Genomic DNA, 19538 nt, shown 5'->3' with positions numbered 1-19538 from the left:
AGTTATTAAACAAAAGTAGGCTGAATGGATAACTAGTAGTTTCAACACAAGGTCGAAATTATAGTGCATTGTATTGATATATAAAGTGTGGCTATAGAATCCAAAAAATGAAAAGTTAGTATTAATGGATGAGGGTGCTGATCAAAGCCTGTGCATGGTCCAACGTAAGATCGTCTAAGATTAAAGGATAATTAAGTCTTTTATAGAAATAGTACATCATCCACAGGGATTATTTCCAATCTATGAATAATTTTAAATATTCTGAGAAGGGATGATGTTTATGAAGTGGGGAAAATATCTTTCTGGGATTTTATTAGCCATTTTAGTTTTAAGCAGTATGTCAATAGCTCCAGCCTCAGTTGAGGCCAGTTCATCAAGTTCAACGACGAAGGATACTGTTACGTCACTTTCACTTAATACGACTGAAGCGCTGGAATCTACTAGCACGACTGAGGCTGTATATGGTGAGACTCTTAAAGTGAACAATCACCGGGTTACATTAATGTCTAATTTCAATGTGAACGGTGACCTCATGAGTTTCACTGATTCTTTAACGACAGCTGATCCAACAGATTTTTGGTTCTTTAACGTACCTACGGATAGAAGCATTCTGGCTCAGACCAAATCCAGTAATCCCAATTATAGATTTGACTTGTACTCGATTGATTGGAGCACCGGGACAGCAAGTCTGACGGGTTTTGGAGGAAAGGCCTCTGAATTGAAGTTTGCTACAGACTTAAAAGCAGGGGACTGGGGCCTGCGTGTTACTTCCACAGGAACGGTAGGTGAAAGCTATAGTATCCACATGAATGCGGCCTCACCAGCGGATACACCGATTAATGGTAAGACGGCCAAGCTAACATCCTACTCTAACAATTTGTTATATACGGTAATTGAGTATTCAAACGGAGATATTAAGGTGAATGGGAACCAAATTGCCAATACAACGGTGGCAAACCCGAATTTGGAATGGTCAAGAGAATTCAACTTCTCCAGTGGTGGGAGTTATTCTTCAAGGAGTCATAATATATCAGATGTTCGGGTTAAAAATATTACTACGCCTGTGAAGTATACGTCAAATTATGCAAGCTCGGATAATGCTGTTTTGATTGTTCTAAATGCAGATACTCTTTTTACCTATTTTGAATCTGCATATAGTTCGGGCAATCCACCGTATCACAGTTCCTCTTTTGTTGACACCAGTGGCAGAACTACGCCGAGACGTCTAGATTTTATTGATATGGCTGGAGATCCAGACATTCTTGTCTATGATCTAGATAAAAAGAAAGTAATTGATTTTGTAAGTAACTTAAATTACTACTATGCAAAAGGAATTGAGCCCCAGCCAACGGTAGTTTACTATAATTAACGTCGTGAAAAAATTTAAATTAAAATTTATTCTAATAGTTTCAAACATTCATAAAGAGTTTATTATACTTGTATAATAAACTCTTTTGCCTATTATACCATTCCAATCTATAGGAATAGAAGGCTTTGTCAATATAAAATTGGAATAACTATGTATGAAAACATTATCAATTCCAATTGACAATGGATAACTTTGGGTGGTATAGTCAAAAATGTGGGCGAGAGCTTCACTTCATTTGATGACGAAGGGAATGTTAGTGCATGCAAGGTAAAGTAAAATGGTTCAACGCAGAAAAAGGTTATGGTTTCATCGAAACGGCTGACGGCGGCGACGTATTTGTACATTTTTCCGCAATTCAAACAGAAGGCTTCAAAACACTTGAAGAAGGACAAGACGTGGAGTTCGACATCGTCGAAGGCGCACGTGGACCACAAGCCGCTAACGTAACCAAATTATAATCATCCCCGGCATAGCCGACCTACATAATTGGTAAGATGGTTAGCAATGGATAACGCGCTAGCAACTGCCCTGGAATATATTCCAGGGCTTTTTTATGTTTTTTACATATATAAAAAAGCCCCTTACCTGATGGTAAGGAGCTTAGTATTCCAAAACGTTTACTCTGGAGAACCGTCAAAGTCAGCCATCTCCACAAAAATAGTATTGGAGGAGGCAGATTGTTTCTCTACACGTCCGTCAGGATAACGGAATTGATAGCGCAGGATGGCCTGGGCGATCAGGTACGCGCGGAGTGCAGATTCGATATCGAAGGAGAAGACGATGACGGCTTTGTGATTAGGGTCAAGCTGGCCTAACGGAATGCCTTGGAGCAGATTAGGATGCGGAAGCGGCACAGAGTTCACGGTGACGGTTCTGAGTACAAGGAAATCTTCAGCTGAGAATGGTGCTGTAAGTAACAGTTCTTCCAGTGGAATATTACCGATGTTATCCACATGGACGGTGAAGGAGAGGGTATCATCTTGCGCGACACGCAAAGCGCTGGAGCTAAGTGTAAGTTTAGGAATAGCTGCAATGACGGCCACGTCTACAGTGTTGGTTTGAATGGTTTCCTTCAGAGTCTCTCCACCACTACGACGTGAGTTATATTCGATGGTGGCCTGGTTGCTGAATGCTCCATCTGTAGGTGCTTCACGAATTTGTGCCTGGAGCGTAAGAGTAAGCGTCTCCCCGGGTGCAAGATCCGGGAGTGTGATGCCAGTGCCAGGATTAGCGCCTGGCTGTGCTTTCTCTTGAATCGTCAGGCTGTTGGGAACATAAACAAGTCCATGCGGCAATAGGTCCGTGAACAACGGATACTGCGCCGGGATTCCGCCTTTATTTGTAATCTGTATAGTGAAGGTAAGTGTGTCTCCTACAGAAGCATTATGGGTGTTCACCTTTTTCACTAATTCGAGCAGTGGGAATACCACTGGGATCGTAACGGTATTTGTAGTCAACGAGCCCGGTACGATTCTTCCTCCAGGTAATGTAAACGAGTAGGTAAAGGCAGCTTGATTTACAATGTAGCCAGTTGGAGGTGTGTCGGATACGGTTACTTGATAAGTCAGGGTCAATGACTGACCAGGTTCCACAGACCCAAGACTAACTCCGGTGGCAGGATCGGCTTCTGCCAACGATTGACCGTTCAGCTGGATGCTGCCGGAGATGTATAGAGTTCCAGCAGGAATGAAATTTTGCAGAATAACTTCTGAAGTAATGTTGCCCAAGTTATTTAGTAGTACCGTGTAGGTCAGGGTTTCTCCTGCTAGGGCCTCCTTGTTGTCTGTGGAGATGCTTGCGGCAAGCTGTGGATCGAAAACAGCTACAGTCACAGTATTGCTGGTAACCTCGCTTGCACCATCGCTATCAGCATATTGAAGCCGTACGTTATTATTTAGACGTCCTCCGGTTGGCAGAGATTGAACATTAACGGTGAAAGTTACGTTTATGGTCTGTCCCGGCTGTAAGCTGCCGATAAAGAGGGGGTCGCCCGGCTTGCTGGAGGCAGATGAAGAACCGTTAATTTTCAAGCTGTCCGGGCTTATGATGGTGCCACTTGGTACGTAATCGGCTAACACTATGTCGGTATCAACGGAGCTTCCATCATTAACAAGGGTCAGCTGATAAGGCACAGCATCGCCCAGTGCGACAGTAGATACCGTCGTGCGCAGCACAGCTGACAGGCCTCCTTGATCGGTAGCGGCTACTTTAATCGAGACGGAAGGCGAAGTGCTCTCCTGATCCAGGTTCCGTCCATCTGGTAACTGGTAGGAGTAAGTCAGCGAAGCTTGATTTTCCAGTAAGCCCGACTCAGGGACACGAACGACAAGTGCGGAGAAGACAGTAGTTGCTTTTTCTCCGGGTGCAATAACGCCTAGAGCAATACCTTGTTCTGGACTGACACCATATTGAGCCACTCCATTAACCAAAACAGAGCCGGGAACAAAGGAGAGATCAGGTGGCAATAAGTCAGCCAACAAGCCGAAGGCCCCAATATTTCCGGTGTTTTCCGCGATGATGGAATAGTTGACGCTTTGACCCGGCTGTGCGCTCTCTGTATTGGTTAATTTCGTAAGGTTCACTACAGGCTGAAGTATGGCCACCGTCACAGGATTGGATAAAATGGCACTTGCTTCTTCACCATTCGTAAGTAACAAACGTGCCTGATTGGTACGTGGTCCTGGCTGTTCTGTGGCTGCGATTTGGACTTCAAAGGATATGTGGGTCTTGGTATTCGCTTCTAACGAAGGCAACGGTATGCCATCACCAGGATCTATTCCTGCCATTGTAGATCCATTAATTTGAACTGAATCTGTAATAAACTCGATATCCTCTGGCAGCGTATCCAGCAAACGGGCATTTTGTACGGTGCCTGCATCTTCGTTAAGAATCACGAATTCATACGTCAAGGTATCACCAGTAGTGGCGAAAGGTGAGCTTACGCTTTTACTTAAGGTGATATCTAGCGGCGACACGGCAACTTCAACAATGTTGGATAAATGGAACCCGCCAGCCTCTCGACCATCTGGAGCATTAAAGCGATAACCTACCTCAGCCTGATCTACCAGCAGTACAGCTGTAGGAATGGAGGATACCAACACTTGGAAAGTAACAGTTGCCGATTGTCCTGGTGGTATGGCTGGAGTCTGGATGCCGGAAACCGGGCTTGCACCTGGAGCAGTGATGCCGTTAATTGACACTGTATTGGGAAGGAATACAGATCCGTCTGGAATATTGTCACTTACCGTAGTCGAGGCAGCAATGTTTCCGGTGTTGGAGACGACAATCGTGTAAGTGATGATGTCACCTATGGTGGCATTATTGGTACTGCTTGTTTTGACTGCTGTCAGGATCGGCTGGAAGACCGGAATAGTTACCATATTAGATGTTGATCTGCCAGTAAATACACCACTGGTAAAGCTAACTGATGCCTGATTGGTTAATTGTGCAGGTGTAGGCAAGAAAACGACTCGAACCTGGAATGTAACGGTAGTAACGGCTCCAGGAGCGAGGGTACCGATGGCAATGCCAAATCCCGGATTTCCATCAGGGAAGGAGGCTCCGTTTACAGTAACACTACCATTCACAAAAGAGCTTCCTGTCGCAATGATATCTGAAACCACTATATTATTGGCGGTGCTAATTCCATTGTTGGAGACGGCCAAGGTATAGGTGATGATATCGCCGACAATGGCATCTGTAGCTGCTGTTCCTTTGACAATGCTCACATCTGGCGAGGATACAGAGATACTGACTGTGTTGGATACAGCTGATCCTGATACGGTTCTGCCGTCCGGCGGTTGGAAAGTGAATGAGCCTGATGCTTGATCGACCAGCACCTGTGGATTAGGTAGAGTATTGATAACGGTTTGGAAAGTGACGGATACCGTTCCGCCTGGTAGCACAGATCCAACCGGGACGCCAGTTTCGATAGATACACCAGGTTGCGGACTACCAGCGATGCTGACACTGTTGGCAAGGAATGATGATCCGGCGGGGATATTATCACTGATCGTAAGAGCAGCGGCAATATTGCCGTTATTTACCGCTGTAATCGTATAGGTTAGTGTATCGCCGACGGAGGCGTTGAGAGTGCTGGAAGCTTTAGTAAGTGTAATTAACGGCTGGAATACCGGGACGATGAGTGGATCGGAAAAGGCAGTGCCGTTGAACGTTCCGCTGGTAAATGTGACGGAAGCGATATCCGTGAGCAGTGGTGGCTGCGGTAAGCTTTGGACAGAAGTTTGGAAGCTCACGATAAATGTATTTCCAGGTGCGACGTTTCCAATGGAAATTCCAGTAATTGGCGAGGCGTTAGGGAAAGGTACACCGTCGATCAGGACACTGCCCGGAACGTAGGAAGTGCCTGCTGGAATTGTATCAGTTACAACGGTATCTGTGACGGAATCCACACCGCTATTTGTGATGCTAAGTGTATATCTGATCGTATCTCCAACTACAGCTGCTGCCAAACTGGATGTTTTGGTCACCTGAATATTAGGTGCAGACACAGTAACATTAACTGCATTGGATGTGACAGTACCGCTCAGCACTCTACCATCCGGTGGTGAGTACGTAAAGTTCACTTGCCCTTGGTCGGTCAGTATAGGCGGAGTTGGCAGAGACGAGACGATGGTTTGGAAACTTACTGTGATACTGCCTGAAGGGGCCAGTGATCCGAGTGTTATGCCTGTAACTGGCGAAGCTCCTGGCACAAGGATGCCATTAACGACTACGCTGTTAGGCAGTAGTTCAGAACCTGCTGGAATGTTATCCGAGAGAACTGGTGTAACGGCAATATTTCCAGTATTGGTCAACGTTAAGGTGTATACCAATGTCGATCCGATCTGTGCATTGTTGGTATTAGCGGTTTTGGTCAGGCCGATGATCGGCTGATAAACAGGCAAGGTCACCGGATCGGATTGTGAAGAAGAGGTCAACGCCCCTGAAGTAAAGCTGACGGTCGCTTGATTGGTTATTTGCGGCGGCTGAGGCAGACTGACGACAGAGAATTGGAATGTAACGGCGGCTGAGCCACCTACTGCAATGGTGCCTACAGGGATACCTGCGCTTGGTGACGCAGCAGGTACAGATGTGCCATTCACGGTCACACTGCCAGGAACAAAGCTGGTGCCGGGCGGTAGCGGATCAGATACGACGGCGTTGACGACTGGACTGATCCCGTTATTCGTAGCGATCACGGTATAAGTAATGGTATCTCCGACTACGGCATCAGTAGCTGAGGCTGTTTTGATCACGTCCACGTCCGGCGAAGAGACGGAGACGGTCACGGTCGGTGATACTGCACTTCCGGTCAGGACACGGCCATCTGGTGGCTGATAGCTGAAAGCAGCGGTCGCTTGATTAACCAGTGTACCCGATGCGGGCAGTGAGGTAATAACTGCCTGGAAGGTGAGCGAAACGGTCGTAGCGGCGCCTATAATACCTAAGGGAATTCCAGCGGTTGGATCTGAGCCAGGTGCGGCGGTGCCGTTAATTACTACGCTATTAGGGATAAAGGCAGCCCCAGCTGGAATCGGGTCATTAAGGACGGTATCTGCACCGATATTCCCGGAATTTGTAACAGAGAATGTATAGGTTATAGTATCTCCAACCGTAGCTCTTCCCGTTCCCGCACTTTTGGATACAGTGACAATCGGTTGATACACAGGGATGGTAACGGGGGTGGATACCGAAAACCCATTAAATGCACCTGAAGTAAAGCTGACCGTCGCTTCATTGGTAATGGACGCTGGTGATGGCAGTGATTGTACGTTAAGCAAAAAGCGAATGGTGGCTCCGCCACCAGCTCCAAGCGTCCCGACAGGAATACCGTTTTGCGGGTTGGCTGTAGTAGCAGGAGTGCCATTGATTGTAACGCTGCCTGGTACAAAGGCGGTTCCGAAAGGAATGGTGTCTGTGACGATTACGCCAGTCACTGGATCGAGTCCGTTATTGAACGCAGTTATGACGTAGGGAACAGAATCGCCCACGACAGCGACAGCCACATCAGCTGCCTTCGTAACTGTAACGTTCGGTGATGAGATCGGAATGGATACGGGCAAGGCTGCACCAGTGCCAGTTAGCGTTCGTCCATCTGGCAGTTGGAACGTGTAGTTTACAGTGGCTTGGTTGGTTAGTATGGAGCCTGGAGGTACTGATATGACCACTGCGCTAAATGAGACGGTTACCGTCGCACCTGGGGCAACCGAACCGATATTAATACCTGTAATCGGGTCTGCCCCGGGAATAGGCGCACCGTCGACCAACACGCTATTTTGATTCAGGCTGAGCGAGCTGGATAATAGATCAAGCACAACTGTATCTGCGGGCGCATTGCCTGTATTCGTGACAGTAATGACAAAACCAAGCGTGTTCCCTACGGTTGCACGATCTGCGCTTAGAGTATTAGTCACATTTAAAATGGGCTGCACTACAGGCAGGCTGACTTGATTTGAGAGCGATTGACCTGCGAAAGCCCCGGAATTAAAGGAAACTGTTGCCTGATCCGTTGACAAACCTGACGCTGGCAAGGAGGTCACTCTGGCCTGGAAGGTGACCGTTGCCGAGCTGGCAGCGGGAACAGTACCTACAGACACGCCTGTGGCAATATTGGCTCCCGGTATAGTGACACCATTGACTTGTACGGAGTTAGGCACAAAAGTAGTGCCGTCGGCAATCGGGTCGATAAAGACCGTTCCTGTTACAGGCGCAATGCCTCCGTTTGCTGCGGTAATGGTGTACGTTATGGTGTCTCCAAAGGCTACAGAAGTCTGATTGACTGTTTTGGTTACGGTGACATCTGGATTGGATACAGGAATAAATACTGGATTGGATTGGGTGCTTCCGTTTAATGTTCGACCGTCAGGCGGCTGGAAAGTGAATGTAGCCGAGCCTTGATTCAACAGTCCCAAGCCCGTAGGGATAGCATTAATGACCACTTGAAAGGTTAGAGCGACGGAGGCCCCTGCTGCAATGTTTCCAACAGCCACACCCGTTTGGGGATTAGCTCCAGCAACAGGCAGGCCATTTACAGTGACACTGTTGGGTATAAAGGAGGAACCTGATGGAATGGCATCGGTAAAGGTAGCTGTTGCTGCTAAATTACCTGTATTTTGGGCGGTCAGAGTATAAACTACGGTATCACCTACGGTTGCTTGACTCGTATTGGCGGTCTTAACGAGGTTGATGATAGGTTGGTAGACGGGAACGACAACGGTGTTGGAGAGTGATACGAAATTCAGTGTGCCGCTGGTAAAAGAGACCGTTGCCTGGTCACTCAGTTGCGGTGGATTAGGCAAGCTGTTAACAGTCACGGAAAAGGTGACAGTTGTTGACGCTCCGGCAGCGATAGAACCGACTGGAATCCCTGTCAAGGGGCTGGCTGATGGCAGCGTTGTTCCATTTACGATAACGGAGCCAGGAACAAAAGAGGAGCCTGTCGGAATGGTATCAGTCACACGAACATCTGTTACGATCTCGATGCCGCTATTGGTAGCTGTAATAGTATAGGTTATCGTATCACCAGGAACGGCATCAGTTGCCGAGGTGCTTTTACTGACCTGTACATTGGGCGAGGATACAGGAATTGTGACAATATTGGACGAAACATTGCCGTTAACAATCCGGCCATCCGGCGGTTGAAAGGAAAAGCTGATATTCGCCTGGTCGGTGAGTTGGGGAGGCAAAGGCACGGAAGTAATCACCACCTGAAAAGTTGTTTGAGTCGTGGCTCCGGGTGCAATGGAGCCAATAGACAGACCTGCTGCGGGACTGGCGCCCGGAACAGGAGTACCGTTAACGACCACGCTGTTCGGCACCAGTGCCGAGCCTGTGGGAATATTGTCCGTCAATGTGGCAGCAGCAGCTATATTGCCGTTGTTGGTCACCGCCAGTGAATACGTTACGATATCGCCTACCGTTCCCCGTATGGGATTAGCAGTTTTCGATACAGTTAGCACTGGGGCGTTGATGGCTACCGTCACTGGATTGGATACCGAAGTACCTGAAAAAGCGCCGCTGGTATAGCTGACACGCGCTTGATTAGTGAGCTGCGGTGGACTCGGCAGTGGAGAGGATACTATGACCCTGAAAGTGATCGTAGCCCCTCCTCCTGGGGCAATGCTCCCAACCGGAATACCTAATGACGGGTCTCCACTAGCCACTGTGACGCCGTTCAATGTTACGCTGCCCGCAGTGAATTGGGAGCCGGCTGGAATCGGATCGGAAACGACCACGTTGTTCACTGCCTGAATGCCGTTGTTGAGTACAGTTAGTGTGTATAATACCGAATCGCCCGGAATGGCGGTGGTACGGTTCGAAGTCTTCGAAATAGACACATTCGGCGCAGATACAGGAATGGATAGCACGTTAGACGATGCGCTTCCTGTTCGTACCCGCCCGTCTGGTAAGGTAAAGGAAATAGCCGCAGAGGCCTGATCTGTTAGCTGGGATGGTGTTGGTAGGGAGGTCACTACAGTTTGAAAAGTTAGCCGGATCGGACTTTGCGGTGACACAGTTCCGATGAAAACACCTGCTGCCGGACTGGCCCCAGGCTGGCTAACACCATTGATTATCACGCTGTTCTCTATAAATGTGGACCCAGCAGGAATAGCATCGGTCAGGGTTACAGAAGCATTATAGTTCCCACTATTTGTGACCAATAAGGTGTACAGGATCGTGTCGCCAATCGTTGCGGCGGTTGTATTTGCAGATTTAGCGACACTGATACGCGGTTGATAAACCGGTACAGAAACGGTATTTGTCTGGGATGTTCCGGTAAAAGTACCACTAGTGAAGCTGACGCTGGCTGTGTTTTGTAGCGGCTGTACGGACGGAACGGCATTGACCAGCACGGCATAGGATACTAGAACGGATGAGCCTGCGCTAATGCTGCCGACGGGAATGCCGCTTCTTGGGTCAGCTGTGCTTACAGGTGAACCGCCAACAGTTACGCTTCCAGGTACAAATGACACACTGCTGGGAAGCGGATCGGTAATGACGGTGTTGGTGATCGGGTCAATCCCGTTGTTGACTGCGGTCACGCTGTAGGTCAGGGTTTCACCTACACTAACGGATGTAAATCCCGCAGATTTGTTTACCGCTACGCTAGGCAGAGAAATGGATACAGAAACTATATTAGACAGGAGCGAGCCGGAGAGAACCCTCCCGTCTTGCAACTGATACGTATATTGAAGTAGTCCCTGATCATTTAATCCGCCCCCAGGTGGTAGGGAGTCTACGGTGGTGCGAAACGAGACGGTAATTTGTGCTCCGGGATTTACAGTGCCGACTGGAATTCCGGTATTGGGATTGGCACCCGGAACTGAAGACCCGCCGACAATGACGCTGCCTGGAATAAAGGTGGAGCCTGCTGGTACAGTTTCCGTCAAGGTCGTGTTCAACACGGCTGTACCGGTATTGGCAATGAGAAATGAATAAGTAATCGTTCCGCCCACGCTGGCACGGTTGGAGCTTGCGCTTTTGGTAATCGTCGGTGCTGCAATAACGACAGGTATGGTTACGAGATTGGACAAAGATGATCCCGTAAAGGCACCGGAGGTAAAGCTGACGGTTGCACGGTTGTTGATCTGTGCAGGTGAAGGCAATGAATTAATGGCTGCCTGAAAGACAACTGTTACCGATGAGCCTGGGGCCAAAGTGCCGATTGGTACCCCGTTGACAGGCGTAGCTGTCGTTGCGGGTGTTCCGTTCACGGTGACACTGCCAGGTACAAAGGCAACTCCGCTTGGTAGCGGATCAGTGACCACTACATTAGTCACATTTGCAATTCCATTATTGGTAGCCGTTATCGTAAATTGAATGGTTTCTCCAACAGCCGCCGTTGCCAAAGAAGATGCCTTGGTCACGGTCACATTCGGCGAGGATACAGGAATGGTGAGCGTGTTGGACGTCCCGCTTCCATTCAATACACGTCCGTCAGGCGGTGTAAAGGTATACGTGTAAGTCGCCTGATCGGTTAAATTACCAGAGGCGGGAACGGTATTGACAAGGGTCCGGAAGGTCACCGGTACAGTAGCCCCCGTGTTAATCGTTCCTACTGAAAAACCAGTAGCGGGATTGGCAGCAGGTACGGAAGAACCGCCAATGGTCACACTGCCTGGTACAAAGGATGAGCCTGCCGGGATGCTCTCTGCAAAGTTGAGATTCGCAGCGATGCTGCCCGTGTTCGATATCTGGAACGTGTACGTAATGGTATCCCCAACCGTGGCGGCGGTTGTATTGGCGCTTTTAACAATTCCGATGACAGGCTGATAGATCGGTGTACTTGCAGTGTTGGACGGAACATTACCAGAAATGACAGGACCGCCCGGAACGGTCTGAAAAGAAAAGGATGCCGATGCCTGATTGCCTAGCTGCGCGTTGGCTGGCAATGAAGTGATCGTTGCTCGAAAGGTAATGGTTACCGTGCTTGAAGGAGCTACACTGCCTACTGTAATACCTGTTGCAGGATTGGCTGTAGGCTGAGCTGTGCCCGCGACAACAACGCTGCCGGGGACAAAGGTAGCCCCTGCGGGTATGGTGTCTGTAAGTATGGTGTCAGAGGCACTAACGAGTCCTGTATTCGAAATGCTGACGGTATAAGTTACTGTATCGCCAATAACCAAGCCTGTAGAGCTGGCCGTTTTAGTCAGGGTCACCAGCGGAGCGTTAATGTCAATTTGAATGGCGTTGGCATTAACGGTATAAATATCGCCATTTGTAGTGAGTTGAAGGACACCCGTAGTTTGGCTGTTTAGCAGGGTAGAAGAAATATCGACGTTGGTAATGTCCCAGCCTTGCCGTCCACCTGTGACCTGCGTCCCGGGTGTCCCATTTACGGCATTCGTTGTACCGAAGGTCCCCGTCGTAACCAATGTACCGTCGTCCCCATTAATTTGGGACGCGAAAAAATTAGTCGAAAAATTATTGGGTCCAGACAGTGCAGTCAAACTGGATGTCGTAGGTCCAAACAACGCACGATCTCCCGTAATGTCTACGTCACCTTCTTGGGCGCTAATCAACGCCCTGCCGCGCAGAGTCCCCTGTACAGGTGTGGCAAAGCCACTTACTACGACGTTGACCGAGCCCGTAGCACTGCTGACCCCCTCACCGCCTACGCGCAGCGATAGGTTGCGGAAGGGCAGAGACGGGTTGTTGTACACTACGGCCAGCGTCCATCCGGCGTGGTTGGTGTTGGTAGAATCAGGAACTGTGATGGTGCCAGTCACGTTTCCAACTGTATACGCTCCTGTACCGCCTTGAATGACTAAATTTGTTACATTTGCCGTTCTTACATAGGTACTAAGGCTGGTGACGTTGACTGATGTAGCGGAATCAGGAGTCACTGTGGTAGATAAGGCAGGTGTCTGAAATGTGACCGGGTTGCTGGCACTGGACAATACATTGGTACTGCCGTTGGCATAACTTCCTCCCCAAATAAGCTCAGCATATAGCACAGTACTGCCTGCAGGGAGCACAAGGAATGCTGTTGATGAGTTACTGGTTAAGGCAGAAGTCGTGCCGAAGGGATACGTGCCGAAGCGAGAGGTTGTATTGGTTGTGATGAAAGCTCCAATGCTAGTCGCTGTACCCGGTACACCTACCGAAGTAGAGCGTGCTAGCCCAAGTGTGTTCCCTATAAAGGTAACAGCCCCTGTCTGGTTCGTTACGTAACGCTGAATAAAAGCCATGGATTAGCTTCCTACCTTCCATCTCTTCCCAAACAGCTATCTTGGGGGGATCTTCGGATGAGAAGAGCCAGCTAGGCTGGGTGTAATGATCCTTTCGTATAAATTGCCTGCTTTATGACAAGGCCCTGCTTACTGCATAAGTTCCTATACCTAATCCAGCGGGAAAAAGGCCCCCTTCCTTATTTAATACATTAGATTAGCATGAACACGAAAATAGTTGGTTTGTCACGATGCTAGTGGAGCAACATTTTATATATCGGCTCATTATTCACATGTGTATGCGAGTTAAATCTAAACATGACCCTTTTCAGAGAATGGCGTTAAGGGAAGTATTGTGTCGAATTGTAAAGAAATTTGTAAAAAATATTCGAATTGTTGATCTCCTTTTTTACTTGGCGTTAACATATGTGTTATACTGAAGGAGCAAAGGAGGCGTGCCCTATGAACTTAACAGTACGAGGTCAACAGATCGAGGTTACCGACGCTTTGAAGGACTACGTTGATAAGAAATTCAGCAGACTTGAAAAGTATTTCGATGCACCCCCGACGTCTGATGGAAGTGTAACGTTAAGCACAACCAGAGATTTGCACACTGTAGAAGTAACCATTCCTTTGCCGGGGCTTGTACTCCGTGCCGAAGACGAAAGCGATGACATGTATGCATCCATTGATGCCGTGGTAGACAAGCTTGAACGGCAAATTCGTAAGCACAAAACCAAACTAAACCGAAAATTCCGGCAGGAAGGCAGTTTGAAAACTCTTTTTGTGGAAGATCCGGCTGGTGGTGTGGCTGTTGCTGAAGATGAGGATGCAGAATTGGATGAGCTGGAAGTTGTCCGCACCAAGCGTTTCATGTTGAAACCTATGGATGTGGAAGAAGCAATTCTGCAAATGAACATGGTTGGACATAATTTCTTCGTATTTGCTAATATTGATAACGAAGAAGTGAACGTAGTTTACAAACGCAATGATGGTAAATACGGTCTAATCGAACGGGAATAGCCTGTGAAGCAGGAACTTATCACATTTTAAAGTGAATAGAACGTTTTTGATTGAAGCATGCTTCATGGATATGAGGAAAATGAAAAATAACACGAGCCTTATCCTTGCGAACCTGGCGGGGTAGGGCTCTTTTATATGTTTTTTGTAAATGCGAATGGAAATTTTAACTTGGATAAGTGGAACTAATTGTGTATTTCGTGCGTCAATTGTTTTGGTATCTTTAACCGAATGCAAATCTAGAGGCTGCTTGTGTTGCGGCATGTCCTACAAACTGTTACAATTTATGCAAAGAACATCGCATGATGGGCTGGTATAGCCGGGCCTGTCGAACATATCGGGAATCAATTTCATCATGGACCCTTTCTTATTGTGAAATTGATTCTATTAATTGTTTTGCGCGAAAGGGGTAAACCATGCTAGGAATTGTCAAAAAAATTTTTGGAGATACAAATGAACGTGACGTCAAACGTTTAATGAAGACGGTTGAACTGATCAATAAAATAGAGCCTGACTTTGAGAAGCTCTCGGATGAGGAGCTGAAAGCGAAGACGGCGGAGTTTAGAGAGCGGATTGAACAAGGTGCTACGGCTGAAGAAGTGCTGCCGGAAGCATTTGCAACGGTTCGTGAAGCGTCCAAGCGGGTGCTGGGCAAACGTCATTATGACGTACAGATGCTCGGCGGTATTGCGTTGCACGAAGGAAAAATCGCCGAAATGAAAACCGGTGAAGGTAAAACGCTGGTGGGAACACTACCGGTTTATTTGAACGCTCTGTTGGGCAAAGGTGTGCACGTGGTTACAGTCAATGACTATTTGGCGCAACGTGACAGCGGAGAAATGGGACAGATTTATAATTTCCTGGGGATGACTGTAGGTCTGAACTTGGCGAATATGGATCATGGTGCCAAACAGGAAGCTTATGCTTGTGATATTACGTATGGTACAAACAATGAGTTCGGGTTCGACTATCTGCGCGATAATATGGTGCTTTACAAAGAACAAATGGTACAGCGTCCGTTGTACTTCTGTATCATTGATGAAGTGGATTCCATTCTCGTCGATGAAGCTCGTACACCATTGATCATTTCAGGACAAGCTCAGAAATCGACGGAATTGTATTTCGCGGCTGATCGTTTTGTAAAGAGCCTGAATGTTGAAGAAGATTACACGCTGGATATTAAGATAAAATCGGTTGCTTTGACCGAAAACGGTGTATCCAAGGCAGAAAATTTCTTTGGTCTTGAAAACCTGTACGATCAGGAAAGTGTTACCATTAACCATCACATCGTACAAGCCTTGAAGGCTAACGCTATTATGCGTTTGGATGTGGATTATGTCGTGGCTGACGGTGAAGTCCTGATTGTCGATGAGTTTACAGGCCGTCTGATGGCTGGACGTCGTTATAGTGATGGTTTGCACCAAGCTATTGAAGCGAAGGAAAACATCATTGTACAAAATGAAAGTATGACACTGGCGACAATCACATTCCAAAACTATTTCCGTATGTACCGCAAATTGGCGGGGATGACGGGTACAGCGAAAACTGAAGAAGAAGAATTCAAAAAAATCTATGGTCTGGAAGTGCTCCAGATTCCGACGAACAAGCCTAACCAGCGTGTAGATATGCCTGACGTAGTGTACAAGAGCGTGAAGGGTAAATTCCATGCTGTGGTTGACGAAATTCTGGAACGTAACAAAAAGAACCAGCCGATATTGGTAGGTACGGTTTCTATTGAAAACTCGGAGCTTCTTTCTGAAATGCTGAAACGCAAAGGTGTGCGCCATAAAGTGCTTAACGCCAAGTATCATGCTGAAGAGGCTGAGATTATTTCCCGTGCAGGGGAAGCTGGCGCGGTTACCATCGCTACCAACATGGCTGGACGTGGTACTGACATCGTACTGGGCGAGGGCGTCGCAGAACTTGGTGGTTTGCACATCATCGGTACAGAACGTCATGAATCCCGTCGTATTGATAATCAGCTTCGCGGACGCGCAGGACGTCAGGGTGATCCAGGCTCCACGCAGTTTTACTTATCGCTGGGCGACGAGTTAATGAAGCGTTTTGGTGCAGACAACGTACTGAATATGATGGAGCGCTTGGGCTTCGAGGAAGACCAACCTATCGAGAGCCGTATGATTACACGTGCTATTGAATCCGCTCAAAAACGTGTTGAAGGGAATAACTTTGATCAGCGTAAAGTCGTTCTCCAATATGATGACGTGATGAATCAGCAGCGTGCTATCATTTACAAGCAACGCCGTGAGGTGCTGGAATCAGAGAACATCAAGGAAATTGTGTTCGATATGATCAAGCCTGTCATTGAGCGTGTAGTGGAAGCTCACTGTGGTGATGATATCCCTGAAAACTGGGAGCTGGACGAAGTAGCAGAGTATGTGAACAACAATCTGCTTGAGGAAAATGTACTTACACGCGAAGATCTGTGGGGTAAGGAAAAAGAAGAGATGGTCGATATGATCTTCGAAAAAGTTACCGACAGATACCACAGCCGTGAAGCGATGATCGGCGAAGAAATGGTACGTGAGTTCGAGAAAGTTATCGTACTGCGTGCAGTTGACAGCAAATGGATGGATCATATTGATGCTATGGATCAATTGCGTCAAGGTATTCACTTGCGTGCTTATGGTGGTACTGATCCATTGCGTGAATACCAATTTGAAGGCTTCGAAATGTTCCATGCTATGATCGCCACTATCCAAGAGGAAGTTGCGACATACATCATGAAAGCACAAATCGAATCCAACCAAGAGCGTCAGGCTGTCGTTGATGAAGATAAAATCTCGACGAGTGGCGAACCAGCGGCTCCTAAAAAGAAATCCGCTCCTTCACGTCCGCGTAGAAAATAAAGGATTGAAATTAAGGGATAGGTCTTGATATACACTATCCTCTGTAATGCATATAATGGCAGGCGGCAGTTCAACCACTGACCGTCGGCCATTTTGTGCCATACAGGGGTGAGACTGATGTTTTCAACTTATAGATCTTCCTGTTGGAGGGTCAGTCTGAACATCGAAGGTTGGCTAGATTGCTCTCAATTCTTTTTAAACAATTATGACAAATAAGTAAGTCTCTGCTTATTTGTCAGTCAATTCCGCAGGATCTGGCTCACATACCAGAGCCTGTTATTTAAAAGCAGTTTGACTTTACGGCGGTCGGCAGCGAAGCGGAGGATTTGAATCTGGAGAAGCGTCAGCGATCGTAAGATCAAATCATTCGCGCAGCGCATACCCACCAGCCGTAACTCATAACGCTTCTACTCCCCCTAATCCTATATTAAAAGGAGAATGACATCATGATTGATCCAAGTGTAAAACATGATTTACGAGAAATAGGCAAGAAACTAACAAACCTTAGGGGGTCTCTTTGACTTAGATCTCAAACAGGAAATGATCGCAAACTTTGAGGAAAAGATGGCAGCGCCTGATTTTTGGGATGATAACGAAAAAGCCCAAGGCGTAATTGCTGAAATGAATGCTGTGAAATCTTCTGTGGACAGCTATGAACAGCTGCGTCAGGAATATGAAGATGCAGGTATGATGGTTGAGCTGGCTGAAGAGGAAGGCGATGAAGCGCTGGCTGGAGAAGTTGAAAACAGTATCAAATCCCTGCTGAGCAAGCTGGAGGAATTTGAGCTGCAATTGCTTTTAAATCAGCCCTATGACAAGCTTAATGCTATTCTGGAGCTGCACCCGGGGGCAGGTGGTACCGAGTCGCAGGACTGGGGTCAAATGCTGCTGCGCATGTATACACGCTGGGGAGAAAAACGAGGCTTCAAGGTGGAGACCCTGGATTATTTGGCAGGTGATGAAGCGGGGATTAAGAGTGTAACCCTGTTGATCAAAGGCTACAATGCCTACGGTTATCTCAAGGCGGAGAAAGGTGTACATCGGCTTGTTCGTATCTCTCCATTTGACTCCTCCGGTCGTCGACATACATCGTTCGTGTCTTGTGATGTAGTACCGGAAATTGCGGATGATGTGGACATTGAGATCCGCACGGAAGATCTTAAAATTGATACGTACCGGGCCAGCGGTGCTGGGGGTCAGCATATTAATACGACCGACTCAGCCGTTCGGATTACGCATTTGCCTACCGGTATTGTCGTGACTTGTCAAAATGAACGTTCCCAGATCAAAAACCGTGAACGTGCAATGACGATGCTTCGTTCCAAGCTCTATGAACGCAAGATCGAAGAACAACAGCAGCAATTGGACGAAATCCGTGGTGAACAGTCCGACATTGCATGGGGCAGCCAAATTCGCTCCTACGTTTTCCATCCATATAGCATGGTTAAGGATCACCGTACCAGCGTGGAAACTGGCAACGTCGGGGCAGTGATGGACGGCGATCTCGATCCATTCATCGATGGTTACCTGCGCAGCCAAATTAAGCTGGACGCAGAATAATTGTCTGTATGTTTTCCTACAGAACCGCAGTCCATGTGCTGCGGCCTGTAGGAATTTTTGTGTAACGGATTTTTTTACAAAAGGAGTACATAAACGATGTCTCAATTGAACTCTCCCACTGCCCGTCGAAGAAGGCGTAAGCCTCTGATTGCCGCCAGTGGACCAGCGCGTAACGTGACCGATGTTCTGCTGATTATGCTCGGCTCATTCATTACAGCGTTGACCTTTAACATGTTCTTGCTTCCCAACCGGATTGCATCCGGGGGTGTATCTGGCTTGTCTATCTTAGGTGAGGAACTGTTTGGTCTGGAACCGGCCTATACGCAATGGGGAATGAACATTCCGTTATTTATAGCAGGAGTACTGCTATTAGGGAAAAAGTATGGATTGCGTTCCCTGCTGGGCAGCATTATGCTGCCGTTATTCGTTTATGTGACGAAGGATTGGGCAGTACCGACAACCAATCCGTTGCTAGCTTCACTGTATGGTGGCATCGGAGTAGGATTAGGTTTGGGCACCGTGTTTCGCGGCAGAGGCTCGACGGGTGGACTGGCTATTTTGGCGCAGATTATTCAAAAGTATACCGGTTTTAGTCTTTCTCTTTGTGTCATGCTGATGGATGGCACAGTGATCACACTAGCTGGTTTCACCCTATCGCCAGAGCGGGCCCTGTATGCATTGATTGGCCTGTTTGTAACTGGCAAGGTCATTGATGCTGTAGAAATGGGATTAGGCTACTCCAAAGTGGCTTACATCATCTCCAATCAAAAGGAAAAAATCACGCAAACCATTTTGCAGGATTTGGATCGCGGATTGACAGAGCTTGCAGGGCGGGGGGGTTACACGAACGAAGAACGTCCTGTGCTTATGGTTGTAGTTGGGCAAAACGAGGTAACTCGTCTCAAAACGCTCGTCCGCCTGGTAGACCCAGAGGCTTTTGTGATTATTAGTAATACACGTGAAGTATTGGGTGAAGGGTTCAAAAGGGAAGGCTAACGTATTGTGGTTTGCTGAATGATTGCACTTAAATAAATGAATACAGAAAAGCCC

General features: G+C 47.6%; 7 protein-coding genes. 6 read left to right on the top strand and 1 reads right to left on the bottom strand.

The window, feature by feature from the left end; genetic code table 11:
• The first annotated feature begins 337 nt into the window (after positions 1-337).
• A complete protein-coding gene (locus ABEW32_RS00345; protein ID WP_430183636.1) occupies positions 338-1369 on the top strand; it encodes a hypothetical protein in 1032 nt (343 codons plus the stop codon).
• 260 nt (positions 1370-1629) lie between these two features.
• A complete protein-coding gene (locus tag ABEW32_RS00340) occupies positions 1630-1827 on the top strand; it encodes a cold shock domain-containing protein (protein ID WP_013373372.1) in 198 nt (65 codons plus the stop codon).
• A gap of 159 nt (positions 1828-1986) precedes the next feature.
• Here ABEW32_RS00340 and ABEW32_RS00335 read toward each other — a convergent pair whose 3' ends face one another.
• The gene (locus tag ABEW32_RS00335) at positions 1987-13062 is read right to left on the bottom strand and encodes an isopeptide-forming domain-containing fimbrial protein (protein WP_430183634.1); all 11076 of its coding nucleotides are present in this window, start codon (positions 13060-13062) and stop codon (positions 1987-1989) included.
• Positions 13063-13503: 441 nt separating this feature from the next.
• On the opposite strand from ABEW32_RS00335, the gene hpf reads away from it, so the two are divergent.
• From hpf to ABEW32_RS00315, 4 genes are all read left to right on the top strand, one after another.
• Entirely contained in the window at positions 13504-14064 is a 561-nt protein-coding gene (gene hpf / locus ABEW32_RS00330) for a ribosome hibernation-promoting factor, HPF/YfiA family (protein WP_102998475.1), read from the top strand.
• Positions 14065-14477: 413 nt separating this feature from the next.
• Complete coding sequence (gene secA, locus ABEW32_RS00325) at positions 14478-16928, top strand: preprotein translocase subunit SecA (protein WP_430183632.1); 2451 nt, start codon at positions 14478-14480, stop codon at positions 16926-16928.
• A 446-nt stretch (positions 16929-17374) separates the two neighbouring features.
• Positions 17375-18488, top strand: a protein-coding gene (gene prfB / locus ABEW32_RS00320) for a peptide chain release factor 2 (RefSeq protein WP_100212693.1) whose coding sequence is annotated in 2 segments (ribosomal slippage) — positions 17375-17446 and positions 17448-18488 — 1113 coding nt in all. Because the reading frame shifts where the segments join, the coding sequence is not laid out codon by codon here.
• A 96-nt stretch (positions 18489-18584) separates the two neighbouring features.
• The gene (locus ABEW32_RS00315) at positions 18585-19484 is read left to right on the top strand and encodes a YitT family protein (RefSeq protein WP_430183630.1); all 900 of its coding nucleotides are present in this window, start codon (positions 18585-18587) and stop codon (positions 19482-19484) included.
• The last annotated feature ends 54 nt before the right edge of the window (positions 19485-19538 follow it).

Source organism: Paenibacillus jamilae (assembly GCF_050482105.1).
Lineage (GTDB): Bacteria > Bacillota > Bacilli > Paenibacillales > Paenibacillaceae > Paenibacillus > Paenibacillus jamilae_B.
The sequence above is the reverse complement of the archived record's forward strand: the minus strand, read 5'-3'. Positions and strand labels throughout refer to the sequence as shown.

What these genes read in the sequence shown, in the direction of transcription:
- ABEW32_RS00345 (WP_430183636.1), top strand. Translation starts at nt 338, where the DNA reads ATGTCAATAGCTCCAGCCTCAGTTGAGGCCAGTTCATCAAGTTCAACG.
- ABEW32_RS00340 (WP_013373372.1), top strand. Translation starts at nt 1,630, where the DNA reads ATGCAAGGTAAAGTAAAATGGTTCAACGCAGAAAAAGGTTATGGTTTC.
- ABEW32_RS00335 (WP_430183634.1), bottom strand. Translation starts at nt 13,062, where the DNA reads ATGGCTTTTATTCAGCGTTACGTAACGAACCAGACAGGGGCTGTTACC.
- hpf (WP_102998475.1), top strand. Translation starts at nt 13,504, where the DNA reads ATGAACTTAACAGTACGAGGTCAACAGATCGAGGTTACCGACGCTTTG.
- secA (WP_430183632.1), top strand. Translation starts at nt 14,478, where the DNA reads ATGCTAGGAATTGTCAAAAAAATTTTTGGAGATACAAATGAACGTGAC.
- ABEW32_RS00315 (WP_430183630.1), top strand. Translation starts at nt 18,585, where the DNA reads ATGTCTCAATTGAACTCTCCCACTGCCCGTCGAAGAAGGCGTAAGCCT.